The organism is Sulfurimonas sp. NWX367 (assembly GCF_039667065.1).
GTDB classification, from domain to species: domain Bacteria; phylum Campylobacterota; class Campylobacteria; order Campylobacterales; family Sulfurimonadaceae; genus Sulfurimonas; species Sulfurimonas hydrogeniphila.
In genome coordinates, this window is record NZ_JALCZM010000003.1 from 336498 (window position 1) to 362048 (window position 25551).

General features: G+C 37.7%; 26 protein-coding genes. 21 read left to right on the plus strand and 5 right to left on the minus strand.

From position 1 onward, the window contains the following. Positions 1 to 43 precede the first annotated feature (43 nt). The 5 genes from MNY28_RS10425 to MNY28_RS10445 are packed head-to-tail and all read left to right on the plus strand — an operon-like array spanning position 44 to position 7841. The gene (locus MNY28_RS10425; RefSeq protein ID WP_346389804.1) at positions 44 to 2020 is read left to right on the plus strand and encodes an EAL domain-containing protein; all 1977 of its coding nucleotides are present in this window, start codon (positions 44 to 46) and stop codon (positions 2018 to 2020) included. Beyond that, on the plus strand, positions 2017 to 3567 hold the full coding sequence (locus MNY28_RS10430; RefSeq protein WP_346389805.1) for a response regulator: 1551 nt from the start codon (positions 2017 to 2019) through the stop codon (positions 3565 to 3567). Before MNY28_RS10425 ends, MNY28_RS10430 begins: the two co-directional genes overlap by 4 nt. Next, positions 3554 to 5167: an ATP-binding protein gene (locus tag MNY28_RS10435; RefSeq protein ID WP_346389806.1), complete on the plus strand. Its 1614-nt coding sequence runs from the start codon at positions 3554 to 3556 to the stop codon at positions 5165 to 5167. The genes MNY28_RS10430 and MNY28_RS10435 overlap by 14 nt, the downstream gene beginning before the upstream one ends. Beyond that, positions 5168 to 6133 (plus strand): GGDEF domain-containing response regulator, encoded by a 966-nt coding sequence (locus tag MNY28_RS10440; protein ID WP_346389807.1) that lies wholly within the window; start codon positions 5168 to 5170, stop codon positions 6131 to 6133. Further along, positions 6126 to 7841 (plus strand): transporter substrate-binding domain-containing protein, encoded by a 1716-nt coding sequence (locus tag MNY28_RS10445; protein WP_346389808.1) that lies wholly within the window; start codon positions 6126 to 6128, stop codon positions 7839 to 7841. The genes MNY28_RS10440 and MNY28_RS10445 overlap by 8 nt, the downstream gene beginning before the upstream one ends. Here MNY28_RS10445 and MNY28_RS10450 read toward each other — a convergent pair. After that, positions 7828 to 8607: an RNA methyltransferase gene (locus MNY28_RS10450; protein ID WP_346389809.1), complete on the minus strand. Its 780-nt coding sequence runs from the start codon at positions 8605 to 8607 to the stop codon at positions 7828 to 7830. The two genes, MNY28_RS10445 and MNY28_RS10450, sit on opposite strands and share 14 nt — an antisense overlap. A gap of 26 nt (positions 8608 to 8633) precedes the next feature. On the opposite strand from MNY28_RS10450, the gene MNY28_RS10455 reads away from it, so the two are divergent. Both MNY28_RS10455 and MNY28_RS10460 read left to right on the plus strand, forming a co-directional pair. Further along, the gene (locus MNY28_RS10455) at positions 8634 to 9287 is read left to right on the plus strand and encodes a response regulator transcription factor (protein WP_151899318.1); all 654 of its coding nucleotides are present in this window, start codon (positions 8634 to 8636) and stop codon (positions 9285 to 9287) included. After that, entirely contained in the window at positions 9280 to 10422 is a 1143-nt protein-coding gene (locus tag MNY28_RS10460) for a HAMP domain-containing sensor histidine kinase (RefSeq protein ID WP_346389810.1), read from the plus strand. The genes MNY28_RS10455 and MNY28_RS10460 overlap by 8 nt, the downstream gene beginning before the upstream one ends. Here the strand turns inward: MNY28_RS10460 and MNY28_RS10465 are convergent. The 4 genes from MNY28_RS10465 to MNY28_RS10480 form a co-directional block, all read right to left on the minus strand. Continuing rightward, the gene (locus MNY28_RS10465) at positions 10419 to 12023 is read right to left on the minus strand and encodes an EAL domain-containing protein (RefSeq protein WP_346389811.1); all 1605 of its coding nucleotides are present in this window, start codon (positions 12021 to 12023) and stop codon (positions 10419 to 10421) included. The genes MNY28_RS10460 and MNY28_RS10465 overlap by 4 nt on opposite strands. After that, positions 12020 to 12619, minus strand: coding sequence for a 2OG-Fe(II) oxygenase (locus tag MNY28_RS10470; RefSeq protein ID WP_346389812.1), 600 nt, complete (start codon positions 12617 to 12619; stop codon positions 12020 to 12022). The genes MNY28_RS10465 and MNY28_RS10470 overlap by 4 nt, the downstream gene beginning before the upstream one ends. Positions 12620 to 12674: 55 nt before the next feature. Beyond that, positions 12675 to 13655, minus strand: a complete 981-nt coding sequence (locus tag MNY28_RS10475; RefSeq protein WP_346389813.1) for an iron-sulfur cluster assembly scaffold protein — start codon at positions 13653 to 13655, stop codon at positions 12675 to 12677. Positions 13656 to 13905: 250 nt separating this feature from the next. Beyond that, a complete protein-coding gene (locus MNY28_RS10480) occupies positions 13906 to 15129 on the minus strand; it encodes a NifS family cysteine desulfurase (RefSeq protein ID WP_346389814.1) in 1224 nt (407 codons plus the stop codon). A 178-nt stretch (positions 15130 to 15307) separates the two neighbouring features. Here MNY28_RS10480 and MNY28_RS10485 point away from each other — a divergent pair, with 178 nt between their 5' ends. The 14 genes from MNY28_RS10485 to soxZ all read left to right on the plus strand — a co-directional run bounded on the left by MNY28_RS10485 (position 15308) and on the right by soxZ (position 25467). After that, on the plus strand, positions 15308 to 15811 hold the full coding sequence (locus MNY28_RS10485) for a hypothetical protein (protein WP_346389815.1): 504 nt from the start codon (positions 15308 to 15310) through the stop codon (positions 15809 to 15811). A gap of 75 nt (positions 15812 to 15886) precedes the next feature. After that, positions 15887 to 17146: a 3-isopropylmalate dehydratase large subunit gene (gene leuC, locus MNY28_RS10490; RefSeq protein ID WP_346389816.1), complete on the plus strand. Its 1260-nt coding sequence runs from the start codon at positions 15887 to 15889 to the stop codon at positions 17144 to 17146. Positions 17147 to 17177: 31 nt separating this feature from the next. Then, complete coding sequence (locus tag MNY28_RS10495; protein WP_346389817.1) at positions 17178 to 18302, plus strand: OmpA family protein; 1125 nt, start codon at positions 17178 to 17180, stop codon at positions 18300 to 18302. Then, the gene (gene mobA, locus MNY28_RS10500) at positions 18303 to 18884 is read left to right on the plus strand and encodes a molybdenum cofactor guanylyltransferase MobA (RefSeq protein WP_151899309.1); all 582 of its coding nucleotides are present in this window, start codon (positions 18303 to 18305) and stop codon (positions 18882 to 18884) included. A 51-nt stretch (positions 18885 to 18935) separates the two neighbouring features. After that, positions 18936 to 19406: a cyclic pyranopterin monophosphate synthase MoaC gene (gene moaC, locus MNY28_RS10505; RefSeq protein ID WP_346389818.1), complete on the plus strand. Its 471-nt coding sequence runs from the start codon at positions 18936 to 18938 to the stop codon at positions 19404 to 19406. Then, positions 19387 to 19662 (plus strand): DUF493 domain-containing protein, encoded by a 276-nt coding sequence (locus tag MNY28_RS10510; RefSeq protein ID WP_151899307.1) that lies wholly within the window; start codon positions 19387 to 19389, stop codon positions 19660 to 19662. Before moaC ends, MNY28_RS10510 begins: the two co-directional genes overlap by 20 nt. 9 nt (positions 19663 to 19671) lie before the next feature. Then, positions 19672 to 20718: a DUF6781 family protein gene (locus MNY28_RS10515; RefSeq protein ID WP_346389819.1), complete on the plus strand. Its 1047-nt coding sequence runs from the start codon at positions 19672 to 19674 to the stop codon at positions 20716 to 20718. 95 nt (positions 20719 to 20813) lie between these two features. Then, on the plus strand, positions 20814 to 21413 hold the full coding sequence (locus MNY28_RS10520; RefSeq protein WP_151899305.1) for a DUF2231 domain-containing protein: 600 nt from the start codon (positions 20814 to 20816) through the stop codon (positions 21411 to 21413). A 3-nt stretch (positions 21414 to 21416) separates the two neighbouring features. Beyond that, positions 21417 to 21554, plus strand: a complete 138-nt coding sequence (locus MNY28_RS10525; RefSeq protein WP_188110006.1) for a hypothetical protein — start codon at positions 21417 to 21419, stop codon at positions 21552 to 21554. Continuing rightward, entirely contained in the window at positions 21554 to 21823 is a 270-nt protein-coding gene (locus tag MNY28_RS10530; RefSeq protein ID WP_151899304.1) for a hypothetical protein, read from the plus strand. Before MNY28_RS10525 ends, MNY28_RS10530 begins: the two co-directional genes overlap by 1 nt. Before the next feature lie 277 nt (positions 21824 to 22100). Next, complete coding sequence (gene soxC, locus MNY28_RS10535) at positions 22101 to 23477, plus strand: sulfite dehydrogenase (RefSeq protein ID WP_346389820.1); 1377 nt, start codon at positions 22101 to 22103, stop codon at positions 23475 to 23477. Further along, complete coding sequence (locus MNY28_RS10540) at positions 23477 to 24634, plus strand: c-type cytochrome (RefSeq protein ID WP_346389821.1); 1158 nt, start codon at positions 23477 to 23479, stop codon at positions 24632 to 24634. Before soxC ends, MNY28_RS10540 begins: the two co-directional genes overlap by 1 nt. Positions 24635 to 24651: 17 nt before the next feature. Then, the gene (locus MNY28_RS10545) at positions 24652 to 25104 is read left to right on the plus strand and encodes a thiosulfate oxidation carrier protein SoxY (RefSeq protein ID WP_188110005.1); all 453 of its coding nucleotides are present in this window, start codon (positions 24652 to 24654) and stop codon (positions 25102 to 25104) included. Positions 25105 to 25152: 48 nt separating this feature from the next. After that, positions 25153 to 25467, plus strand: a complete 315-nt coding sequence (gene soxZ / locus MNY28_RS10550) for a thiosulfate oxidation carrier complex protein SoxZ (RefSeq protein ID WP_151899302.1) — start codon at positions 25153 to 25155, stop codon at positions 25465 to 25467. The last annotated feature ends 84 nt before the right edge of the window (positions 25468 to 25551 follow it).

The following is a 25551-nucleotide window of genomic DNA, read 5'->3' on the forward strand; positions in this document are numbered from 1 at the left end:
ATTTGTATTTTAAAATTATAAATCTGTTTTAAAGGGTGTTGTTATGATTGAAATTCAAGAAGTCACTAAGTATTCGCAGAGTTTAAAAGTCTTGTATGTTGAGGATGACATTGATGCAAGAGAGATTACAACGATGCTTTTGGAAGATTTTTTCGATACTATCATTGTCGCACAAAACGGGCAGGAGGGCTTGGAAAAATTTCAAAAAGAGTCTATAGATATCATTATTACAGATATAAATATGCCCCACATGAACGGTCTGGAAATGGCAAAAAAAATAAGAGCCATCAACAAAGAAGTCCCTATTATCATACTTTCAGCCCATAACGAAGAGGACTTTTTTCTCCAGAGCATACAAATCGGCATTAACGGTTACCTTTTAAAACCCATTGATATGAAACAGCTCTCCAGTACCATCTTTCAGGTAACACAAAGATACAAATATGCGCTGCAGGCCAAACAGAATCTTCATCTCCTCAAAGAGTATCAAGAAGCAACAAACAACAGCGCTATCGTTTCCAAAACAGATACAGCAGGCATCATCACCTATGTCAATGATGCTTTTTGTGAAATTTCCGGATATACAAAAGAGGAACTTATCGGAAAAAATCACAACATTATACGCCACCCGGACAATCCCAAATCAATTTTTCAAGAAATGTGGGATACCATAAAAAATAAAAAAAAGATTTGGAAAGGCAGCATAAGAAACAGAACAAAAAACGGAAAAAGTTACTATCTTGATGCAACAGTAAAACCGATTCTTGATTTAGAGGGAAACATTCTTGAGTATATTTCATTGCGGCACGATATTACAGACATTATGCATCCGCTCAAACAACTCAAAAACGAACTCAAAAATGCCCATAATCCTTTACTGGTTTATATCAAACTTGAAGACTATGATGATCTTGAGGATTTTTATGATACAAATACGCTCTATATTCTTGAACAAAAAGCGCGAATATATTTACAGAATACTTTTGCAAAAAAATACAGTTTTGACAAAATATATCAATTGCAAAACGGAGAATATGCTTTTATACTTGATGCCAAAGAACACACCGACAATATAACATTATTTGTACAGGAGTTACAGGCACTGCAACAGCAGGTCCGCGATGATACCATTGCTTTTGAAGATCTTGAGTATGATATTGCAATTTTACTCACTTTCGCCTATGAAAATGACAAACTTTACGAATCGGTAAAACTCGGCATGAAAAAGCTTGTAAAAGAGAAGCAGCGTTTTTTACTTGCCAATAATTTTGCCTCCCAGGAGCAGAGAAAAGCACAAGAGAATATAAGAACAGTGCATATGATTAAGGATGCCATTCGAAATTCAAAAATTATTTCTTACTTTCAGCCCATCATCAACAACAACACACAGAAAATAGAAAAATATGAGTCCCTGGTGCGGCTGGTCAAAGAAGACGGTACAGTGCTCTCACCTTACTTTTTTCTGGAAACTGCCAAAAGAAGTAATTATTATCTCAAAATCACGAATATCGTCTTAGAGCACTCTTTTACTGTTTTACGCCATTGTGAGGCAGATATCTCCATCAATCTTTCGGCCCTGGATATTGAACTGCTGAGTATGCGCAAAAAAATTCTCTCCCTTTTGCAAAAATACAAAGAGAGTGCCCACAGAATAGTTTTTGAGTTGCTTGAAGACGAACGGATCAAAGACTTTGAAACTGTCAAACAATTCATTGCAGAGATAAAGCAATACGGGGTGAAAATTGCCATTGATGATTTTGGAGCCGGATATTCCAACTTTGAAAGACTTTTGGAGTATCAGCCGGATATTCTCAAGATAGACGGGTGCCTGATACGCGATATAGAAACAAGCACCTACTCCCTTTCTGCAGTAAAAAGTATCGTTACTTTTGCAAAAGAGCAGAAACTGCAAACTGTTGCAGAGTTTATTGAAAATGAAGCCATTTTTCGGATAGTCAAAAAGCTTGGAATTGACTTTTCTCAAGGATACTATTTTGGAAAACCGGAGCCGCTGTTATGAAAAATATTTTAGTAATAGAAGATTCCCGTACCATAAACAATCTCATAAAAAAAGAGCTGACACTTCTTGGTTTTGAGATCTCACAGGCCCATACACTTGCCGAGGCAAAAGAGTTTTTGACGACACTGAAGTTTCAGCTCATCATTTTAGATTTACATCTGCCTGACGGAGAAGGTTCTGAGCTCATAGCCCATATACAGTCTTTGACAAAAACAAAAGTTATTGTCCTGACATCTTCTCAAGATGCAGATCTTCGCGAAGAACTGTTTCAGTACGGTATACTTGATTACATTATCAAAGATACCAATTTTTTATACTCTATTTCTGAAATAGTAAAAATAATTCACACAATCAGTACAAAAAAGAGAGATAAAATTTTGGTAGTCGATGATTCCCGATTTATCTGCAAACAGATCAAAACAGTTCTTGAACCCAGAAACTATAATGTGCACACAGCGATGAAAGCAAAAACAGCCTTTGAAAAGCTCAAAAAAGAGGAGTATAATCTTATCATTTTAGATATGGAGCTCCCGGATATCCACGGCCTGGAATTTTTAAAACTCCTACGTAAAGACAGCCGGTTTTTGTCTATTCCCATTATTGTACTTTCGGGAACTTCCACGCCGGATATTATTCGGGATGTATTAAAAAACGGAGCCAATGATTTTCTAAAAAAGCCTTATGTGTTTGAAGAGTTTATCCTCAAAGTCGACCTGTGGATAGATTACTTCAAAAAAGAGAAAGAGTTGGCAGAAGCAAACTTTCAGCTCAAATACACAAATGACAACCTTGAACGCCTTGTTTATGAAGAGGTTGAAAAAAACAGAAAAAAAGATGAAATTATGTTCACCCAGTCCCGCCATGCCCAAATGGGTGAAATGATAGCCATGATTGCCCACCAGTGGAGACAACCGCTCAATGCTATGGCAACGGCGGCAATCGTACTTGAACTTAAAGCGCAAAATGACAAACTTAATGCAGAAGAAGCAAAAAAGATCTCTGAAAAACTGCAAAACTATATCAACTATTTAAGTCATACTATTGATGACTTTCGAAACTTTTTTAAACCGCAAAAAGAAAAAAAAGTGACAGATTTTGAAAAAATTCTTCGTACTGTCACTGCTTTGGTTCAACACAGTCTCGAACAAAAAAATATACATTTTGAAAAAAAGATTACTGCACCCCAACAGTTTTTGGCCTTTGAAAATGAACTTGTACAGGTTGTGTTAAATATTATAAAAAATGCGCAGGATGCCTTAGTCCAAAACAATATTAGGCATCCGAAAATCACTTTGAAGATTGACAAAAACAGCTTACATATCATCGATAATGCAGGAGGTATTCCTTCACATATACAAGACAAAATTTTTCAGCCCTATTTTTCTACAAAAACCGAAAAAAACGGAACAGGCCTCGGTCTCTATATGTCAAGAATGATTATAGAAAAACACAGCGGAGGAAATCTTTCTGTAAAAAACACAAAAGAGGGTGCCGAATTTATTATAGAAATGCCTGTTTATAAAGGAGAAGAGAATGATACGCAATAGTCTCCTTGTTTTTCTTCTTGCTTTTTTATACTATGCAAGCGGAACACTCAGCCTCAGTCTTTTAAGCGGAAACTCGATTATCAATGTCGGACTTTTTGCAGCAGAAGGCATTGCTTTGGCGTTTGCCCTGTATTTCGGCAAAAAAGTTCTCCCGGGGATTTTTCTTGGACAGTTTTTCTTAGCCCTTGGCAATGAAATCTCATTTGCGGTATCACTCAGTATTGCTCTTATAAATACAGCCGAAGCCTACCTGGCTGTTGTTTTGTTTAAAAAATTTCATCTCCGTGTCAGCCTTGAAAAATTTCGTGATATTTTTGGATTGGTTTTGCTGATATTTTTTGTATTGCAGCCTTTGAGTGCTTTACTTTCAAACACCGTACTGCTTATGGCACATTATATTTCTATTGAAAAGTTTTCGCTCTATCTTTTTTCATGGTGGTTTGGCAATGTAATGGGGCAGTTGGTTTTTACACCCTTTTTACTCCTCCTTTTTACAAACTTTCAAAAAATCCAATGGAAAGAATTTTTTCTCTGCTCAGGGCTGTTTGGTGCCTACGTGTATATACTCCAGATAGTATTTGGCATTGAAAACAGTTTTCTTCTTTTAAGCTTAACACTTCCTGTGGTCGCTCTCGCGAGTGCATACAAAGGCTTGGTATACGGAACTTTTTTCAATGTACTTGTAGCTCTCATTGCATCCTATGCGGTTTATCTGGATATTGGGGCGTTTACTCTCAACAACCATATAGACAATGTCATCAACTACAACCTTTTTATTCTGGTCCATGTCTCTGTAATCCTCACCATCGGAATGCTTGTTGAAGAGAAAAAGAGATACACGAAAACACTTGAAGAAACCATTGCCAAAGAAGTAAAAAAAAGCCAAGAACAGCAATTATTTCTCTACCAGCAAAGCAGACTTGCCCAAATGGGAGAGATGATTAGCATGATAGCCCACCAGTGGAGACAACCACTGAATAATCTTGCCCTCATCAACCAACTGACAATTTCAAAATACACAAAAGGAAAACTTGATGACAAGGCAATAGAGTATTTTAAAAGCCACTCTAAAAAACAGATAGATTTAATGTCTGACACTATAGATAATTTTAAAAACTTTTTCAAACAGGAAGATCAGGTATGTGCCTTTTCTCTTAAGGATGCTATCAATGAAGTTTTAAATATTACGGCCGATATTTTTAAGAATGAAGGAATTTTCATTGAATTTAATGCCGCACAGGATTATGAACTCTTTACAAATCCCAATGCCCTGAACCAGGTTCTTTTAAATATTCTCAACAATGCGAAAGATGCTCTGCTGCAAACAACACAAAATGAAAAAAAGATACAGATAACACTTGAAGATACCGGCACAGAGTTACTCCTTGCCATACAGGATAATGCCGGGGGAATTGACGAAGCCATAAAAGACAAAATCTTTGACCCTTACTTCTCAACAAAACAGGAAAAAAACGGAACAGGTCTGGGTTTGTATATGGCAAAAATGGTCTTGCAGGAACAGTTACATGCTACAATAGAAGTTTTCAATACCCACGAGGGAGCCAACTTTGTTATCCGTCTGCCAAAAGGAAAAAAATAAATGAACTTAAAGAATTTTACACTTTTGTATGTTGAAGATGACATGCAGGCACAGGAACATATGAAGATGCTTTTAGCGGATGATTTCAAGGCATTTTACCAGGCATTTGACGCAGAAGAGGCTTTAGCTGTCTATAAAGAAAAAAAACCTGATATTATTTTATCAGATATTGTGCTTCCCCACTCAGACGGACTGACACTTTCCAAAGAAATTAAAAAAATCGACAAATGGCAACCGATTGTCATTCTCTCTGCTTTTGATGAAAGAGAAAAACTGCTTGAAGCAATCAATACAGGTATAGACTATTTTATTCCAAAACCGGTTGACATAGAAATGCTCTATGACAGACTCCACGCTATTGCCAGGAATCTTCAAAATGACATAGATGCCAAAAAGGCAAAAGAAAAAGAGCTCGAGGTCTTGTATGCGCTTGCACATTACGACACATTGACACAGGTTGCAAACAGACATCTCTTTAGTGTCAAACTCAATGAAACTGTAAATAAAGCACAACACTCCCATGAAAACTTTACTCTTTTTTTTATTGATTTGGACAATTTTAAAAGCATTAATGATCAATACGGACACTCAGCAGGAGATGCAGTGCTGCAGTCTGTCGCGCAAAATATAAAAAAAGTTATTCGCATCGAAGACACCTTTGCCCGCATAGGAGGTGATGAATTTGCTTTAATTGTAGAAAGTGTGAAAAAGATCTCTGATACAAAGAGTCTTACCGAGAAAATTATACAGGCTGTAAGCACTCCTGTAGTATTTCAAAAGTATACATTTCACATTACATGCAGTATAGGCATAGCAGTTTACCCAATACAGGGCAGCTCAAAAGAGGCACTTTTACACAGTGCGGATATGGCAATGTATGCAGCAAAGAAAGAGGCAAAATCTCATTTTAAATTCGGCGATTCTTCTACAGCACCCACAACTCAAGGGCGGAGTTCAGATGTATAAAAAAAGCTATCTCTTTTTCATTGCCTTTGTAATCCTCTTGAGTTTTTTTCTCCTCATGCAGCTTAAAGAGCTCTCAAAACCTCAACAGATAACAACAAAAAATTTCTTAAATCAAAAAGAAAAAACATGGCTGCGTACTTTAAAGAAGCCCCTGACTGTCGGTATTACCAACATTCCAAACCAGGTTATCATATCTCCTGATGGCAAAACTGCCGGTTTTTCTTTGGATCTTTTTCATCTCCTTGAACAGGAGTTGGGTATCTCTTTTAAATACATCTCTTTTCCTACATGGCATGCATTAATGGACGCTGCAAAAAAAGGGAAAATCGATATAGTTTTTGCAGCGCAAAAAACTCAGGAACGTCTGGGGTATCTGGATTTTACAGATGTTATTCTCACACAGCAAAACAAAATCATCACGCAGCGTGACAATTTTTTGGTTTCTGATATTGAGTCACTGCAGGCAAAGAGTGTTGCACTTGTTGACAAAAGTGCAATTTTTGCATACATTCAAAACAAATATCCCTCTATTGTGATAAAACCCTGCGAAACAGAGCTCAAAGCCCTGCAGGCTGTAGCAGCAGGAACAGCAGAGGCAACCATCAGTGAACCTGTGAGAGCAAGTTACTATATGAGTCAGTATAATATTCAAAACCTGCGGGTTGCCGGTGATTTGGACTACCTTTATCAACTTCGTATAGCAAGCCAAAGCAGTCTGCCTGTGCTTAATGTTATTTTAAGTAAAGCGGTGACCAATTTACCCCAACAGGAGTTGCAGTCTCTTTACCTGAAATGGGGCTATATTAAAGACAAAGAGCGTTATTTCGATAAGCAGACACTTATTTATTTAGCCATTGCCTTTGGAATTATTTTACCATTTTCTATTTACCTTTATTTCATAAACCTCTCGCTCGAACACGAAGTAAAAAGAAGAAAAGATGCCCAAGACAAACTACGCGCACTCAATCAAAACCTTCAGCAGCAGGTCAGACAAGAAGTAGAAAAACAGAGAGAACAGGAGTTACACATGCTGCAGCAGAACAGACTGGCACAGATGGGGAATATGATGAATATGATTGCGCATCAATGGAAACAACCACTCAATGCACTTTCTATGCTTATGCAAACAGTCAGGCACAAGTACAAACAGTCTAAACTCAATGATGATTTTATTGAGTATTTTGACAAAAATGCAAAAAAACAACTCCAGGAAATGACAAAAGTCACAAACGATTTTATGCACTACTTTCGGCCAAAAGACAAGTTAGAATTTTCTATAGATGAAATTATCACTCACAGTATCAATCTTGTAAAACCGGTATTTCAGGCAAAGAATATCTCCATTACCTATGAAAACAAAAGTACAAAAACACTTACAATGCAAAGTGATATTCTCGGACAGGTGATCATTAATATTTTAAACAATGCCAAAGATGCATTAATTGAAAATAATATTGAAGATAAAAATATATACATTACACTGACACTGCGGCATAATCAGACTGAAATTATAATAGAAGATAACGCAGGAGGTATTCCTCAGGATATTATGAACAAAATTTTTGACCCTTATTTCAGCACAAAAGATGATACAGGAACAGGACTGGGGCTCTATATGAGTAAAATTATCATTGAAAACTACTGCGCGGGCACACTCTGTGTTCGCAATACCGACAAAGGTGCTCTTTTTAGTATTACTGTTTCTTAAGCACAAAGCTATACATAAGAATGGATGCAGCCACACCTACATTAAAACTTTTAATGCCCGCCTGCATCTCTATGCTGACAATTTCATCACAGAGATCCAAAATATCCTGTGCGATTCCCTGACCCTCATGTCCCATCAGAAGTACCCATTTGCCGCTTACATGTAAAGAGGACAAGGGAGTGGAATCCTCGGTAACTTCTGCGGCATAGACTCGGTAACCGGCAGATTTTAAAGCAGCAATCGTCTCAAAAATATCTTTATAGACATGTATGCCCAGCCTGTGCGCATAGCCCATAGAGACACGCAGAGCACGCCTGTTAAACGGATGGGGTGAGGATTTTGGCAAAAAATAACTCGTTACGCCAAGTGCGGCAGCACTTCTGGCAATCGAGCCTACATTTTCACTTGAAGTGATATTATCGAGCATGATGATACGCTCACCTGCCCCCTCTAAAGTAATATCCTCAGGACGTATGCCGTGTGCCATGCAGTTATGATGTATCTTATGCCCGACAATCCTGCTCATCTCCTCTTTCGTTGTGAGATAGACTTTGGGAATATTTTTTGATTGGACCAAAGACATAAATTCATCATAATACTCCTGCGTTGCAAGTATACTCTTTATCTCCAAATCACTCTCAAGCAAAAGATTGACGACTTTCGGACTGTCGGCTATAAAACTTCTGTCACTCCGAAAAGCATTCTCTCTGAGTTCTTTGTAAATCTGCAGTTCATCTGTATTAATATTATCAATTTTTATAATCATTTCATTATTTTAGGATAAAATAACTTATGAACATACTTTTAATGGAAGATGACCCTGTTTTGTCCGATATTTTACTGGATTTTTTGCGAGAAGAGTGGCATGTGGATTATGCTTACAATGCGCAGGAAGTCTATGTACATCTTGAAAACTCCAAATATGACCTGTTTATATTTGATATCAATGTGATGGGTCAAGACGGCATAGACCTCCTCAGAGAACTCCGAGCTTTCAGCAACAAAACCCCCACTGTTTTTATCACCGCCTACAGAGATACAAAACACCTGCAGCGTGCTTTTGACGCCGGTGCGCATGATTACATTAAAAAACCTTTTGAACTTGAAGAACTGCATGCCAGAATACTCAGCATCAAAAGAGTTTTCAATATTGAAAATAACAAGTTTATCATCCTGGATGACGAAACTCTATTTTATCCTGTGCAAAAAACAGTACATGCAAACAACAAAAAAATCTCTCTCACTGCCAAAGATACACTGCTCTTATCCTATTTTTTAAAAAACAGATCCCGCCTCATTACCAACGAAGAACTTGTGCAGAATATCTGGAACTTTGATTCGCTGCCCAGTGATGCTACGCTTCGTTCGCACATCAGAACACTCAGAGAAATTATAGGCAAAGAAAAAATAAAAACTGTTCGAGGGGAAGGGTATATTTTTGAATAAAATAACAAAAAAATCCTTCTACTCTTTTCTCTCTCTTTATCTTCTCAGCTCTTTTATGTTTTTGTCTTTGGCGGCTTACTGGTTTTACACATCTCAGGTAGCCATGGAAAAAAATGCCAATTTTTACAAAATGAACCACATCGCTGACATTGTCAGTGCCAAAGTCATTGATGCCCATATGCACCATAAAAAATTCAAACTTGATGCGTTTCAAAAAGAAGCTATCGCCCTTTTTGATGCACAAAAACACCTGTTATACGGGAGAGTTGTCCAAGCGGTTGATTTTTCAAAAGATTTTTACATGAAAGATGATATTTTCACTCTAATCACCCAAAGGACAGCCGGACATTTACATGTAAAGTACATTGTTGTACAAAGTGACGAGTGTGTAAAAAATATAGAAGTGATAAAAAACAAGATTGCCTATGCTGTCATTATTACAGCTTTTCTCATCATTGTCATCGCCGTCTTTTTATCCTATATTTTTCTCAAACCGCTCAAAGACAAAATGCAGGAGATAGAGGATTTCGTCAAAGACACAACCCATGAATTAAATACACCCATTACAGCAATTATGATGAGTACTTCAAGATTAAAAGCAAAAAAGGAGTATGATGAAAAAACGGTCAAGAACATCTCCATCAGTACAAAACAGCTTTATGACATATATGCATCACTCAGCTTTTTAAGTTTTGACAATGAGAGTGAAGAGGCCGTTTCTCTTCTGTTTGATGAAATTATCAAAGAAGATATTGCTTATTTCAGTGAACTTGTGGAGAAAAAAAATATTACTGTCCAAACCGATTTGCAAAACTGTCCGCTTAAAATAGCACCGACAAAAGCAAAAATGATTATAAACAACCTGCTTGGCAATGCCATAAAATATTCTCATCCCAACACAAAGATAAAAATCACAACCACACACAACTCTTTTGTCATTCAAGATGAAGGCATCGGTATCAAACAAGAAAAACTGCAGCAAATTTTCACCCGTTTTGTACGGGCAAATTCCTATGCCGGCGGATTTGGAGTCGGTTTAAATATTGTCCAGAGTATCATAGAAGAGTATAACTTTCAAATAAACATAGAGTCCAAAGAAAATCTAGGAACCAAAATTACACTTATATTTGTTTAATCTCTCAAATTTTCCTGCGGTTTGCAAAAGTAGTACCCCTGTGAATAGTCAACACCCATTTGATGCAATGTTTCATATGTCTCTTCATCTTTAACAAACTCTGCTATTGTCTTAATCTGCATTTTTTTCGCAAAATGCAAAATACTTTCCAGGGTTGCCATTTCAGCACCACCCTGATGCATATTCAAAACCAGAGAACCGTCAATCTTTATAAAATCTATATCAAGTTTTCCAAGATATGAAAAATTTGAATATCCTGTTCCAAAATCATCAATAGCAATTTTACATCCATACATTTTTGCTTTTTTTATAAAATTTGAGACCTCATCAAAATTTTCTATCCCCTCGGATTCCACAATCTCTACAGTTACCCGCTCTCCGCATGCATACTTCTGCAGATTCTCCACCAAAGTCTGCACAACCTCTTGTGATTCTATATCTTCAAGTGTAAAATTGATTGCAAATGAGCACTTTGAATCAGCAAATTTTTGGAATACTTTTTCAAGCATAATTTTTGTCAATTGCGTATAGAGTTTGGCTTTTTTGGCATGTTCCAAAAAAAAGACAGGAGAAATAATCTTCCCGTCTCTTTCCTGCAAGCGGATAAGCGCTTCATATTTAACAATCTCTTGTGTTTTGTTATCTACAATGCCCTGATAGTATGGGACAAACCTGTCATTGTCAATCGCATTTTTAATCTTTGTTATTATTTCAAGATTTTCTTTGATACGGTTTTGCAGATCCGGATTTTCATTAAAAAATGTCACTTTTTTGTTTGTTCTTTTGTTATCTTTTAAGGCAATATGGGAGAATTTGTAAATATCTTTCTTTTTTCCATAGGAGACGCCGCAAGAGAGAAACAGTGAGATGTTCATCCCTTCAAAAGAGTAACTGCTGTTTTGAAGGGTATCCAGAATTGCTGTAATTGCCTGCTTCGCCGTATTGTTTAATGTATGCTCACACAAGATTGCAAATTCATCACCACTTATTCTGTAGACTTTTTTATGGGCCTGCAACAGAGTCTGTGAAAAACTTTTTAGCACCTCATCTCCGACTTCATATCCAAAATAATCATTAATATCTGAGAACCTGTCTATATTGATAAGAACCAAAGAGGCTTTATTCTCTCCGTTTAGCTTTAAATCGTGTAACAATGCCGTTCTGTTTTGCAAACCGGTAAGTTCGTCCATAAACTGATTTTTAATGATTTCATCTTTGTGCACAAGGTCCGTCACATCAATTCTAGCAGCGATATATTCTATAATTTTATCATAGGAGTTCAAAATAGGGGCAATAGTTGACTTTACATAATAGGCCTCTCCGTTCTTTTTTCTGTTTTTAAGCGTACCTTGCCATATTTTTTTATTTTTTATCGTATCCCACATATGTTGATAGATATGTTCCGGGTTGTCAGGATGTTTGATAATGCGATGATTTTTCCCGATCAGTTCATCTTTGGAGTAACCGGAAGCTTCACAAAATTTGTCATTCACATAGGTTATAATGCCATTGACATCCGTTTTGGAGACAATACTGTTATGATCCAAAATCATCTTATACTGCTTGAGTTTCTGAATTTCATCATGATATGGCAAGCTCAAATATTCACTCCTCTTTCATCAACTCTAAACCAACCTGCAATAGAGTATCTCTCTTTCTTGGAAACCAGAACTTCATGAGGAAACTCTTCGCTCAAAAATACAACCAGAGTATTTATAAGAGGCGCAACTGTTTGCATTTGTTTATCATTTTTGTCATACATGACCAGTTCTCCCCCATTTTGAGACGTATACTCTTCGTTAAGATAATAGACAGTCGTAACAACACGGTTTTTTGTACCGCCAAAAGCATCAAGATGTTTTTCGTAAAAATCACCTGCCTGGTATAAAGCAAAATGTGCCTCATAGTATTTAATCCCAAGATAAAGCTGCCGGTTCAAATAATTTTGAAGTCCGTTCATAAAATCCAGGTACCTGGCAGTTGGCTCATTTTCTGCATCTATCCAGTATATTTTATCTTTTCTGCGATTTGTATTGATCGTAGAGTGATGGGAAATTCCCGCCTGTTTGTATTGTCTGATATTTTGTGACATCTGTAAAAGTTGCTTTGCAAGTGCAGGTTCAAACACATTTTCTAAAATAATATAGCCGTTGTCGACCAGGGCATCTGTTATTTTTGAGTAAAGCTTTTTATACATGAAGGTATTGTAGCAAGAAGAGGACTCCCCGTCAAGGGAGAGTCAGAGAAGAAAATTAGATAGGCAAAACTCTGATTTTTTTAGAAAGTTTTTCTTTTAGTGTTGATTCAATTGCATAGAGTGTACCCGTAGCAGATGAGGCACAACCGTCACATGCACCGAGATAGCGGATATAAATATCAATGTTGTCATCATTCTTTTTAATGTCTATGATTTCCACATTTCCGCCATCCATAATCAGGAACTGTCTGACGCTCTCATCAATGACAGCATCAACAGCTTTGATTTGCTGTACAAGTGTCATCTCTTCAAAATTTCCGCCGCCTGCACTCATCGCATCTGCAGCTGCTTTCATTTTTTCTGCTTCCATCTCTTTGCGAGTCTGCTCTAAAATGTCAACCAGATACCACTCTCTGTCTTCATGACCGCCCGGTTTGATACAAGACTTACAAAAACCGCCGGCTTTTGTATAGTCCGTAATCTCTTCAACCGTTTTGAGGTCATTTAGTTTAATAACTTCTTGAATAGTACCGAGTGAAACACGCGCACATTCACATACAATGATTTCATCTTCAAAACTCTCTTCATCTACACCAAGGTACAATGAAGCTGCTTTTTTAATAACATCATATGCCATTACCGAACAGTGCATTTTTTGCGGTGGAACTGCCGGAGTATCCGGATCATCACGCAGTGCTTTTTCCACATCAATATTTGTAATTTTTACCGCTTCCTGTACTGTTTTACCAATACAAAGCTCTGTCATTACATCACTTGATGCGATAGCCGTACCACAGCCGAATGATTTGAATTTTGAGTTTACAATTTTGTCTGTTTTTGGATCAATTTCCCAGTAGAGTCTTACTGCATCTCCACAACTCTCCGCTCCGAAATCTGCTACGATGAGCTTGTTTCCGTGTGCTTCAGCTTCTTCCGGTGTAATTTCCCCTTGATGCTGGGGATTGTTCATTAATGTAGTTACTTTATTTGAATACGCGTCCCATAGAGACTCGCCTAACATATCTGCTTTTGCCATAATATTCTCCCTTAATTTTATTTTATAAAATGAAGGAAACCCTTCATCCATTTTATCACGACAAAGGAAGTATACCCTCAAGGGGTACCTCGATTCCTTTATCTACGCTAACGCTTGGTTTTCCTCAGCGGAAAGCTCGCGCAACTCGTTGCTTTTCTATAATATTTTTCTCTGGAAAATAGAGAGTCTCAGACCGTAGGGAGGATTCGCCCTCGGAATTTTATAGAGAAAAACATGGCAACACTACTTCTTAATGTGCCATGTGGTGAGGAATATGACACTCCCCCGCTTCGCCGCCCGGAGTCGGTGCTACTTTTGCAAACGAACTCGATATAGCACGAAGTCTTGCCACCGCACTCTTAAAATGCTCTATTGTGTAGTCTATCTCTTCATTTGTTGTAAAACGCGAAAGTGATAGTCTGATACCTGTGTGTGCAAGTTCATTGTCAGCACCGATTGCAAGCATAACAGAGTTCGCTTCCAAATCTTCAGAAGCACATGCTGAACCTGTAGATGCCCCGATTTGACCGTTATTCAAGTCCCAAAGCATCCCTTCGCCCTCAACACCTCTTATGGAAATAAGAATTGTATTTGGTGTACGGTTTTCACGGCTGCCGACAACAAAAGTATCACTGAGCTCCAAAAGTGCATCTTCAAGTCTGTCACGTTTTGCACGAATAGAAGCCATTGTCTCTTCAATATTTGTTGTAGCAAGTTCGATAGCTTTTCCCATGCCTACTATATAGGGAACATTCAATGTTCCAGAACGACGGTGACCCATCTGCTCTCCACCGTGAAACAGTGGAGTCAAAGGCTGTGAATCTTTAATATAAAGTGCCCCGATACCTTTTGGTCCATGAAATTTATGCGCAGACATGCTTAAAAAATCTACATGTACATCTTGTAGGTCAACAGGAATTTTTCCGACTGCCTGAACAGCATCCGAATGAAAAAGAACCCCTTTTTCTTTACAAATCTCACCAATCTCTTTAATAGGGAAAATCATCCCTGTTTCGTTTGAAGCCCACATAACACTTACAAGTGCGGTTTTGTCTGTGATGAAGCTTTTTACCGTATGTGACTCAACAATACCCTCTTCATTGACAGGAAGGTAAGTTACTTTCACGCCCTGCTCTTCCAGCCATCTGCATGTAGCAAGCACTGAAGGATGTTCAACTTCTGTTGTAATGATATGGTCTTTTTCTCCATTGACAATTTTGTCAAAATAGATGGACTTTAATACCCAGTTGTTTGATTCTGTTGCACATGATGTGAATACGATATCATCATTGTCACTCGCATTGAGTGCTGTATAAACCTGGTCTATTGCTTTTCTCAGGTATGGATGTGATGCTGTACCAAACTTGTGAAGCGAATTGGGATTTCCGTAAATTTCACTAAAGAATGGTTGCATTACTTCTACTACCTGCGGGTCCGTCATTGTAGTAGCGTTATTGTCTAAATAAACTTGCATATTTTTACCTCTTAATTGGGTTATATTTTAAATCAGACTATTTTTGTCTTCTTTTACTTTTGACATCATAATAGTTTTGTCATTATGATTTGCTTAAGCCAAACTGAGTTTACATTTTGTTTAAGAATTCAAACAGCCAATAATAATGTTATAATAACAAATTAAGAAGGAAAAAACAATGTGTAATTTTAACAATCTAGACCAAAAGAAAAAAGAGTTTTTACATCTTTTTTTAACAAAAGCAGCCAAGAACATAGGTGGCGTAAACTATTTACTTGCACTCATTGAAGCCATGCGTGCAAAAAAACCGCATCCGCTTATGCAAAAGAACTGCCAAATTGCTTCAAACAATACAATCATAAAATGGAACAAAGTAGTTTTTAAAGACAAAATAGATCTGATTCAAAATATTCTCGTTGCGCACAGAGAGGCTGAAGAAAAAGATTTCAATATCTTACACGGGACAAATTCAAAAGTAAAAAAGAACATCATCAACATGTCGCGGGCACTTGCACCTTTGAAGTTTGTCATCACTCCCCAAAATCCCAATGACGGAGAAGGTTTCAGTTTTACTGTTTTTGAAACGCTTGAAGATGATGTTATCGTATTTAACCCTGTTTTTATTGCTCTGTTTTTTTGTTCAACCGAATTTACTAAAAAAGCCATTAAATATCAAATCTAGCATCTCCTGAAATATCACTTTAAATCTCTTATGTTATAATCGCGAAATTAATTATATTATAAGAGGGTAACCATCATGGGGCAAACTATAACTGAAAAAATATTCTCACAGCATATCGGTCGTGAAGTCAAAGCGGGTGAAATTATCCGTTGCGATATTGATATGGTTATCGGAAACGATATTACTACACCTATTTCTATCAAAGCTTTTGAAGAGAGTGGTGCACAAAAACTGGCAAATCCGGACGGTTTCTCTATCGTTCTTGATCACTTTATTCCGGCAAAAGACATTGCATCAGCGAATCAGGCAAGAATTTCCCGCGATTTTGCAAAAAAACACCAACTCAAAAACTATTTTGATGAAAAGGATATGGGCATTGAGCATGCTTTATTACCGGAAAAAGGGCTGATTGTTCCGGGTGATGTCATCATCGGTGCCGATTCACATACATGTACGCACGGAGCACTCGGTGCATTTTCAACAGGAATGGGTTCAACGGATCTTGCATTTGCTATGATTACCGGCGGAAACTGGTTCAAAGTACCCGAATCTATCAAAGTTGTACTCTCAGGCAAACCCGGAAAATATACAACAGGAAAAGATATTATCCTGGAGATTATCCGTCTTATCGGCGTCGACGGTGCACTGTACAAAACCTTGGAATTTACAGGAAGTACGATTAAGCACCTTACGATAGATGACAGATTTTCTATGTGCAATATGGCGATTGAAGCCGGTGCAAAAAACGGTATCGTAGCCTATGATGAGATTACAGCAGAGTTTTTGGCAGACAAAAACCTCGCCCGCGCGCCTCGCATTCACTACTCTGATGAAGATGCCCAGTATGTTCAGGTTTTAGAGATTGATGTTGCAAACCTTGACCCCGTTATTGCCTATCCTTTCTTGCCGTCAAACGGTCACTCTGTCAAAAAAGCGGTCGAAGATAAAATCAAAGTGGACCAGTCTTTTATCGGAAGCTGTACAAACGGTCGCCTTGCAGACTTAAAAGTAGCCGCTGAGATACTCAAAGGAAAAAAAGTCCATCCTGATGTTCGTCTCATTGTCACACCGGGAACACAAAAAATCCTGCGTGAAGCAAACCATTTGGGCTATATCGACATCATTGTCGATGCCGGCGGTGTTGTGAGCAATCCTACTTGCGGTGCCTGCCTCGGCGGATACATGGGTATTTTAGGGGACAATGAAGTAGCCATCAGCACAACAAACAGAAACTTTGTCGGTCGTATGGGCAGCCGCTCTTCCAAAGTTTATCTGGCAAACTCAGCCGTTGCTGCCGCATCAGCAATTACAGGGTATATTACAGACCCGAGATAATGATATATTAATAACAAATAAGGAACATTTTATGAAAAAAAGATTTTTGCTACCACTTTTATTAGCAGGGACACTGATTCAAGCGAGCGATTACAAATACGAAATCTCTCCAATGATAGGATACGATATCGCAGAAGGCAATCTTGGCATTAAAGATGACGGCTATTTTACAGGAGGCGTTGAAGTACAATTCAATACTTTAGAAAGTAAAATAAGCCCGGAATTTTCAGTATTTCATTCTCGCGGTGTAGATTATAAGTCAGGTGGAGATACACAAATTACCCGTGGTGCTTTTAATGGCGTGTATACTTTTGAAAAAACACATACCGTCATCCCTTTTGCAAAAATGGGTGTAGGCATTGAAAATATTTCTGATACAAACAGGAATAATGAAACCGGTATGTTTTTAGATGCAGGGGCAGGAGTGAAAATCCCTTTTACTCAAAACTGGGCGCTTAAATTAGAAGCTATTTATATGGCAAAAATTGCTTCAAACAATGCCGGAAATGCTGACAGCAACCTTGTAGGTCTTGTCGGTCTTACTTACTCTTTTGGTGCACAAAAAGCACAAACAATCCCTGAGGTTGTTACAATTGTCGAAGAAAAAGTTATCCTCATAGAAAAACCGGAAGTAGATAGTGACGGTGACGGCATTTATGATGCCCTCGACAAATGTCCAAATACTCCGCCAAACAGTACAGTTGATATAAACGGTTGCAAAATTTCTCTTGATGATGACCATGACGGAGTAGAAAATTCTTTAGACAAATGTCCCAACACTCCTGTAGGAACTCCGGTAAATGTAGATGGATGTCCTCAAACGATTAACTTAGACATTCATTTTGAAAGCAATTCGTATGCAGTCAAGCAAACATCTCTTGCAAAAATAGATGCATTTGCAAACTTTTTGAAAAAATACAAAAACTACAGTGCTGAGATAGTCGGCTATACTGATAGCAGAGGAAGCGAAGCTTATAACAAAAAACTTTCTCAAAAAAGAGCCGATGAAGTAAAAAAACTTCTTGTACAAAAAGGAGTACCTGCTTCAAGACTGACAACGGTAGGAATGGGTGAGCTTAACCCTATTGCAAGTAATAAAACGGCTGAAGGTCGCGCACAAAACAGACGTATTGAAGCAAACTTAACACTCAACTAAATGTTCGATATTCCCTGTGTCATCTTTGCAGGCGGCAAAAGCAGCAGAATGGGAGAGGACAAATCGCTTCTCCCTTTTGCCGGTTTCAGTACCCTGACAGAGTACCAATACGTCAGACTGGGTAAAATTTTTACAAAGGTCTATATCTCCTGCAAAAACAAATCAGTTTTTTCTTTTGATGCGAACTTCATAGAAGATAAAAAAGTTTCTTCTGTTTTCGCTCCTACTCTTGGGTTTGTCACAGTATTTGATACATTCAGTGCAGAAAAAATATTTGTTCTGAGCGTTGACACCCCCTTTGTCTCCCAAAGAGAAATAGAAAAAATCATACTTGCCGACAACTCTGCTTCTGATGCGGTTATTGCCAAAACAGATGAGGGTGCACAGCCCTTATGCGGGATCTATTCCAAAAATTTACAACCAAAATTTTTACAGATGCTTCATGAAAACAATCATAAACTTGGTTCTCTTTTAAAAAATTCCAAAACAAGCTATGTTTATTTTCCTGATTCAAAACCCTTTTTAAATATGAATCACCCTAAAGATTATCAAAAAGCTCTTGAAATTCTCACGCATTATTAACGGCACTTTGCTATAATAGTAAAAAATAATTTAACAGAGAGCAGTTTAGTAATGAATTTAACGCATCTTGATGAAAACCAAAGACCTAAAATGGTTGACGTAAGTGATAAGAACAATACAACAAGAGTAGCAATAGCAAGCGGTATCATAAGAATGAGTCAAGATGCCTACGATGCCATAGTCAGCGAAAAAACAAAAAAAGGTCCTGTATTGCAAACAGCCGTTATTGCAGCTATTATGGGGACGAAAAAAACCAGCGAACTCATTCCTATGTGTCATCCTTTAAATTTAAGCGGCATAAACTGTGAGGTAGAAGAACTGACACAGCTTCCCGGATTTAAGCTTACAGTTACTGCGAAACTCACAGGACAGACAGGTGTTGAGATGGAGGCATTAACAGGAGTCAGCATCGGGCTTTTGACAATTTATGACATGGTAAAGGCTATCGACAAAGGAATGGTGATACAGAATGTTCAACTTGAATCTAAATCAGGAGGAAAAAGTGGAGACTTTAAACGATAAACTCAAAGACAAACAATTGGAACTTGAATATCCTTGTAACTGGTGCTATAAAGTCATTGCAAGTGAGAAAGAGGCTCTGCAAAATGCCATAAAAGAGGTCATTGATGAACGCTCACACAAACTTACAGACTCAAACAAGTCTAAAACAGGCAAATATGTCAGCATGAACCTTGATTTACTTGTTCATAACGAAGATGACAGAAAATTTATATATGATGCTTTGAAAAATCATCAAGATATTAAAATGGTACTTTAGGAGTAACCCATGGATCAAAATCAAACCCTGCAAACAAAACTCAAAGAAGCATACAGTCATAAATTTAAAAGTATAGAAAAAAGAATCGGACATGCATTGTCCGATGCAAAAGTAGATCTGAAAAACATCTCACTGGATGAGATGAAAGCCTTAACAAATACTTTTGTTGAAGAAGAAACACATACTTTGAAAGAAGAGGTTGAAAAGCTTTTGGAACAAAAAGAAGCCATCGAAAGAGCTTTGCACAAAAAATCAGAAGAGCTGCAAATAGCAAAATATGAGGTTTTCAATGCTATTGAAGAGCAACTCAAAGATGACAAAGCTGTTCATATGTTACATCAAATCAAACTGCAGTCCATTGATCTGTATGATATGCTCAGCGAAATGGTGGAATCAGCCATTATTACAGCACTGGAAAAAGATACAGACGGTGATGTAAACGAATCAATCAAAGAGGTTATAAAAGATATTACCTTTGAGTCTATAAAAGAAGGTTCTCTCAATACAATACGTGTGAGAAAAATCCTCTCCACAATTCTTGCAACGACTATAGAAGTTGCAGAAGCAACACCGACAAGAGCCCAAGAGATTCTCTCTGCCACACTCAAAGGTATGCGAAGCGGATTGATCAAATCTATTGACAGATTTAAACAAAGAGTTGCATTTATGCCTGTAGAAGCCAAACATATACTTATCGAAGACTATGATACTATCATAGAAGATTTGCATCAGACAGATACACTTTTTTCACAGATAATCATCACGCAGGCTTCCGAAAGTTCACAATACATTAAAAAAATCCTTCTCGAACTTAACAAAGAAATGCGTTATGATCTCGAAGAGCTTATTCTTATCTCCAAAGAAACAGCTGAAGTTATCAAAGAAAAGTTTTCTGCCTTTGCAAAAATTGCAGCCAAGAAAGCAGACAATGCCCTGCATTCGCCAAAGGCACAGGAAGCCAAAAAAATGGGCATACAGGCATGGGAAGTTGCCCGGGCAGCACTTGGCAGTGCAATAAAGTCAGCCAAAGATGCGATGGAAAAAAAAGATAGATAAATTTCATCTTAAGATAATTTATTATTATAATTAACTAAAAAATAAATTTGAATGTTTTAATATAATTTTCTAAACTCAAATACAAAGGATTTACTATGATGTTACACCCTGCAACCGTACACTTTGCGATGGCTTTACCTGTAGTTGCTTCAGTTTTTGGACTTGTTTATCTTTACAGCAAAAGTGAAATGATGTCGAAAACTTCTCTTATAATGACACTTGCGGCAGCACTTGCAATGACAGTAGCCTGGTATACAGGGAATCAGGCCGGACCGGAAATTTTTGATTATCTGAGCAAAGCCGGTAAAGAAGAACTCCTGGAACATAAAGAGCTTGGGCTGTATCTGGCAATAGCAACGGGTATTATCGCATTGGTGCAGATAGTCGGATATAAAATGAAAAATTTTGCTGTGCAGGCATTGGCCATTCTTCTTTTACTTGCAGCAACAGCAACAACACTTTTGCAAGGAAAACACGGTGGAGAAATAGTTTACAACTACGGTATGCCTTTTAAAGCCTATATGATAGAAGATTCTCTCCATGAAGCAACAGCTAATGCTGAAGCCACTGAGGACTGTGATGAAAAAGTGGAAGCCTATGAAGACGCAATAGATGAGATTAGTTCACTTTCAGAAGAAGTGGATGCTATTTATGGCAATACACCAAAAACCCAAGAAGAAGATGATGACGAGTAGATAATGCAAAAGATTAATGAAGATGCAAAAAAAAAGATGCAAAAAGCATTTGAAAAATACAAACAGGACAAGAACTCTGTAAAAGAGTTCTATCCTTGCACACAAAAACTTTCAAACTGGCTTAACGAAAAGGCCAAATGATGCAAATACTATGCACTGACCTGTTTGAAAAACAGCTACAGGATATTTTGCAAAAATTCGCAAAAGAAGATTTTATGGCAACAAAAAACTTTAAAATGTATTTGGATACTGTAATAATCAATATTCCGACAAAAGCACAAAAATACAAGCAGTCTGTCTATTTTAATGATGAAAACATAAAAGACCTTGAGCACCAGGGATTTATAATACCGTTTTTCATTGACAAAGCCTCTGAAACCTATCTTGTGCTGGGTATAGTTGAAAAATAATTTTTATTATCTAATAAGTTTATGTTATTCCAAAAATAACCTGTACAAATATTATTTTTAGTTATATATGGAGAGTGTTTCAATAAGTAACCAATTAGTGCATTTTAGGTGCTAATATCACATTTTTGTCTCATTTTTTTGTATAATACCTTTTGCTATGTATTTATAATTTAAGCATACAATGGCATAATACAAATCAGCAATTATTTGTATTGCCTGGAAATTAATGAGATATTAAAAGTATTAAACAGAATAACAACTTACCAAGGAGAACATTGTGGATATAAAAAAATCTCAACAAGATGTAGAGTCTGCTACTGACAACAGTAACGACTCAAGTCTTGGCAGAAGAGACTTTTTCAGAAAAACAGCTGCATTATCTGTAACTGCACTTGCTGGAACTTCTCTGCTGGCATCAGAAGAAGCAGGCGATCCCGCTATTTTAGAACCTACACCGTGGGGAACAAAATGGGGAGATCCTGTAACAAAGAATCTTTACGGAATGCCATCCAAGTATGAGCATAATGTAACAAGAAGATACACGAAGCTCCTTGCTTCGGGTAACTTCAGAGCATCTATTGCGGTTACGCCTTTACAAGAGTCAAGCGGAATCATCACACCAAACGGCCTCTTTTTCAGTCGTTGTCACGGTGGTGTGGCACATATTGACCCGAATGAGCACAGACTTATGATTACCGGTTTGGTTGAAAAACCTCTGGTTCTTACTATGAAACAGCTGAAGCGCTACCCAAGTGTAACACGTACTCACTTTATTGAGTGTCCTGCAAACGGCGGTCAAGAATGGAGAGGTCCACAATACAACTCTTTACAGTTTGCAAAAGGCTTTATGTCCTGTGCAGAATGGACAGGTGTTTACATTAAAGACATCCTCAAAGACCTGGGTGTAAAAAAAGAGGCACTGTGGATGCTTGCAGAAGGCGGAGACTCCTCAAAAATGGGTCGAACCATTCCAATGGAAAAAGTCTGGGATGATGCCATGATTGTATGGGGTCAAAATGGTGAAGCACTGCGTCCTGAACAAGGATATCCGATTCGTTTACTTGTTCCGGGCTGGGAAGGCAATCTCTGTGTAAAATGGCTAAGACGTTTAGACTTCGCAAGTGAACCTTGGTACTGTAAAGAAGAAACATCTAAATACACAGTCTTGAAACCAACCGGAAAGGCTATCCAACACTTCTATGCAAATGAAGTAAACTCAACAGTAACTTCTCCGTCTCCGGAAATTGACTGGACAGACCTGGAAGATGGTGACATAGTAGAGATAGAAGGTCTTGCATGGTCTGGAATGGGAACAATTACAGGTGTGGATCTCTCTTTTGACGGTGGAAGAAATTATGTTGAAGCAAAACTCAAAGGTTTGGTTCTTCCTAAATGCTGGACACGCTGGAGCTATATGCATACATACAAAAAAGGACAGGAACTCTTCCTTACTTCTCGTGCCAGAGATGATGCAGGATACATCCAACCGACAGTTGACCAGGAAATTCTTACTGTAGGTGTAGAAGCTGTGTACCATAGAAATGCAGTGGAAACATGGAAAGTTGAAAAAGACGGAAAGATAACTCACGTTGAAGTACGTTCTCAATTAGGGCGTAAAGCAAATGGCGAGTTAGTAATAGAAGGAAAAGCGTAATGATGTTTACATTAAATAAAAAATTATTAATTTCAATTTCTACTGCAGCTGTATTGTCACTGGGACTTTCTGCATGTGTGGAAAATGCTTCACCTGCAGGTTCAAATGTACCTACAAAAGCTTCTATTGACGGTGGAGTAGACTATCCTGTTGTAAACGGAAAAACAGGACCATACTATGTCAATACAAATGCGCATAATGCAGATGTAAAATATGGCCGTACTCCGACAAAAGCGGAATATGATGAGTGGAATTCTGATGTCATGGCTGACGGTACCGGTTTACCGGAAGGTCAGGGAAGTGTAGAAGAAGGCGAAAATATTTATGAAGCAAAATGTGTCATGTGTCATGGTGACTTTGGTTCAGGCGGCGGTGGCTATCCTGCTTTATCCAAAGGAAATGCCTATGAATTGCATAAAACATTAACAAATCAAAGAATCAAACCAGATACTGACGGTCCAGTACGTGTTTTTGGTACATACTGGCCACAGGCAAGTACTCTATGGTGGTACATCAAAGATGCGATGCCTCATCCGTTGACTGACAGTCTCAGTGATGATGAAGTATATGCTTTGGTTGCATATATATTAAATGCCAATGAAATGGAAATAGACGGTGTGGAAGTTGATGATGAGTATGTACTTAATCGTGAAAAATTCCTAAAAATAAAAATGCCAAACAGAGACGGATTTGAACCGGATATCGCTGGTCCGAATGGTCCTGAAAATGTACGTAAGTATTATGCAAATGCAAAAAACTTTGGCGGACAGAAATATGATGTCAAAAACCCTGCATCAAGATGTATGAAAGACTGCCAGGAACCGACTGCGGAAGTTGTTTATATAAAAGGTGCCGGAATCAGTGACTTTCATCCGCCTTTGTCTGCAGTAAGAGATCTTCCAAAAGAGAAAGAAGAGAGCAGTTTTGATGCGAAAAAAGCATATGCGGCAAACTGTGCAATGTGCCATGACACAGGTGCTGCTCCAGCACCTGGGGACAAGTCCGCATGGGCACCGTTGCTTGTAAAAGGAATGGATAAAGTATATGAAAATGGTTTAAAAGGGACTGATACAGGAATGCCTCCTAAAGGCGGTTCATCACTCTCTGACAAACAATTCAAATCAGTTGTTGACTATATTATCAACCAAAGTAAATAAACAAAAAGGATAAAATGATGGAAAGAAGAAAATTTTTAAGCATGACTTTAGGCGCACTGGCGTTAGCGGTTGTACCGGCAAGTGTAAGAGCAGAAGACTACAGAAAACTCAAACCGACTGTATGGACAGCAAAAACTGTTGATGATGCTATCAAAGCAATGTATGGTTCAAATGCATTAACAATGGAAGGTGTGAAACTTACTGCTCCTGATGTTGCAAGTAACGGTGGTGCAATTCCGGTTGATTTTTCAACTGACAAAGATGTAAAAACAATTTCTGTATTTCAAGATGCAAATCCGGAAGCAGCAGTACTTGTCGTAGAAACAAACAAGTACAGTGTAAACAAATATTCTATTAAAATCAAAATGGCTAAATCCGGTACGATAACAATCGTTGCTGAGGGTAAAGACGGCAAACTATACGCTGCTAAGAAAACTCTTGATGTTGCTCTTGGTGGATGTGAAGGATAATTCCTTCTCATTTTGATACAAAAAAAATAAAATAAATAAGGAAATACAATGGCTGGAATTAAAGTAAAAGCAAAATTAAAAGGCGGTGTTGTTAAAGTTAAAGCAATGGTTAAACATCAAATGATGACTTACAATATGGCAGAAAAGAAAACCGGTAGCAGAGATAACGCAAACTTTATTACTCATTTAACTGCTACAGTCAATGGTGAGACTGTTTTAGATATGTCTACTTCACAATTCTTATCTAAAAATCCTATTTTCAAATTTCAATTTAAAGGAATTGGTAAAAAAGGTGATAAGGTTGAAATGTTAGCAGTTGACCTTAAAGGTAAAACTTACAAAGGCAAAGGTAAAATTAAATAATTTTACCCTCTTTTTTAAGAGCCAATTACTACATTGGCTCTCATACTCTCAATTTTTTACAACAACTACAACAAATACAAATAA

Excerpts from the sequence above, each read along its gene's own strand:
- MNY28_RS10530 (WP_151899304.1), top strand. The coding sequence starts at position 21,554 with ATGCAAATACTATGCACTGACCTGTTTGAAAAACAGCTACAGGATATT.
- moaC (WP_346389818.1), top strand. The coding sequence starts at position 18,936 with ATGAATTTAACGCATCTTGATGAAAACCAAAGACCTAAAATGGTTGAC.
- MNY28_RS10450 (WP_346389809.1), bottom strand. The coding sequence starts at position 8,607 with ATGATTATAAAAATTGATAATATTAATACAGATGAACTGCAGATTTAC.
- MNY28_RS10440 (WP_346389807.1), top strand. The coding sequence starts at position 5,168 with ATGAACTTAAAGAATTTTACACTTTTGTATGTTGAAGATGACATGCAG.
- MNY28_RS10470 (WP_346389812.1), bottom strand. The coding sequence starts at position 12,619 with ATGTATAAAAAGCTTTACTCAAAAATAACAGATGCCCTGGTCGACAAC.
- MNY28_RS10475 (WP_346389813.1), bottom strand. The coding sequence starts at position 13,655 with ATGGCAAAAGCAGATATGTTAGGCGAGTCTCTATGGGACGCGTATTCA.
- MNY28_RS10545 (WP_188110005.1), top strand. The coding sequence starts at position 24,652 with ATGGAAAGAAGAAAATTTTTAAGCATGACTTTAGGCGCACTGGCGTTA.
- leuC (WP_346389816.1), top strand. The coding sequence starts at position 15,887 with ATGGGGCAAACTATAACTGAAAAAATATTCTCACAGCATATCGGTCGT.
- MNY28_RS10445 (WP_346389808.1), top strand. The coding sequence starts at position 6,126 with ATGTATAAAAAAAGCTATCTCTTTTTCATTGCCTTTGTAATCCTCTTG.
- MNY28_RS10525 (WP_188110006.1), top strand. The coding sequence starts at position 21,417 with ATGCAAAAGATTAATGAAGATGCAAAAAAAAAGATGCAAAAAGCATTT.
- MNY28_RS10430 (WP_346389805.1), top strand. The coding sequence starts at position 2,017 with ATGAAAAATATTTTAGTAATAGAAGATTCCCGTACCATAAACAATCTC.
- MNY28_RS10455 (WP_151899318.1), top strand. The coding sequence starts at position 8,634 with ATGAACATACTTTTAATGGAAGATGACCCTGTTTTGTCCGATATTTTA.
- MNY28_RS10495 (WP_346389817.1), top strand. The coding sequence starts at position 17,178 with ATGAAAAAAAGATTTTTGCTACCACTTTTATTAGCAGGGACACTGATT.
- MNY28_RS10520 (WP_151899305.1), top strand. The coding sequence starts at position 20,814 with ATGATGTTACACCCTGCAACCGTACACTTTGCGATGGCTTTACCTGTA.
- MNY28_RS10485 (WP_346389815.1), top strand. The coding sequence starts at position 15,308 with ATGTGTAATTTTAACAATCTAGACCAAAAGAAAAAAGAGTTTTTACAT.
- MNY28_RS10480 (WP_346389814.1), bottom strand. The coding sequence starts at position 15,129 with ATGCAAGTTTATTTAGACAATAACGCTACTACAATGACGGACCCGCAG.
- MNY28_RS10425 (WP_346389804.1), top strand. The coding sequence starts at position 44 with ATGATTGAAATTCAAGAAGTCACTAAGTATTCGCAGAGTTTAAAAGTC.
- MNY28_RS10540 (WP_346389821.1), top strand. The coding sequence starts at position 23,477 with ATGATGTTTACATTAAATAAAAAATTATTAATTTCAATTTCTACTGCA.
- MNY28_RS10435 (WP_346389806.1), top strand. The coding sequence starts at position 3,554 with ATGATACGCAATAGTCTCCTTGTTTTTCTTCTTGCTTTTTTATACTAT.
- mobA (WP_151899309.1), top strand. The coding sequence starts at position 18,303 with ATGTTCGATATTCCCTGTGTCATCTTTGCAGGCGGCAAAAGCAGCAGA.
- MNY28_RS10515 (WP_346389819.1), top strand. The coding sequence starts at position 19,672 with ATGGATCAAAATCAAACCCTGCAAACAAAACTCAAAGAAGCATACAGT.
- soxZ (WP_151899302.1), top strand. The coding sequence starts at position 25,153 with ATGGCTGGAATTAAAGTAAAAGCAAAATTAAAAGGCGGTGTTGTTAAA.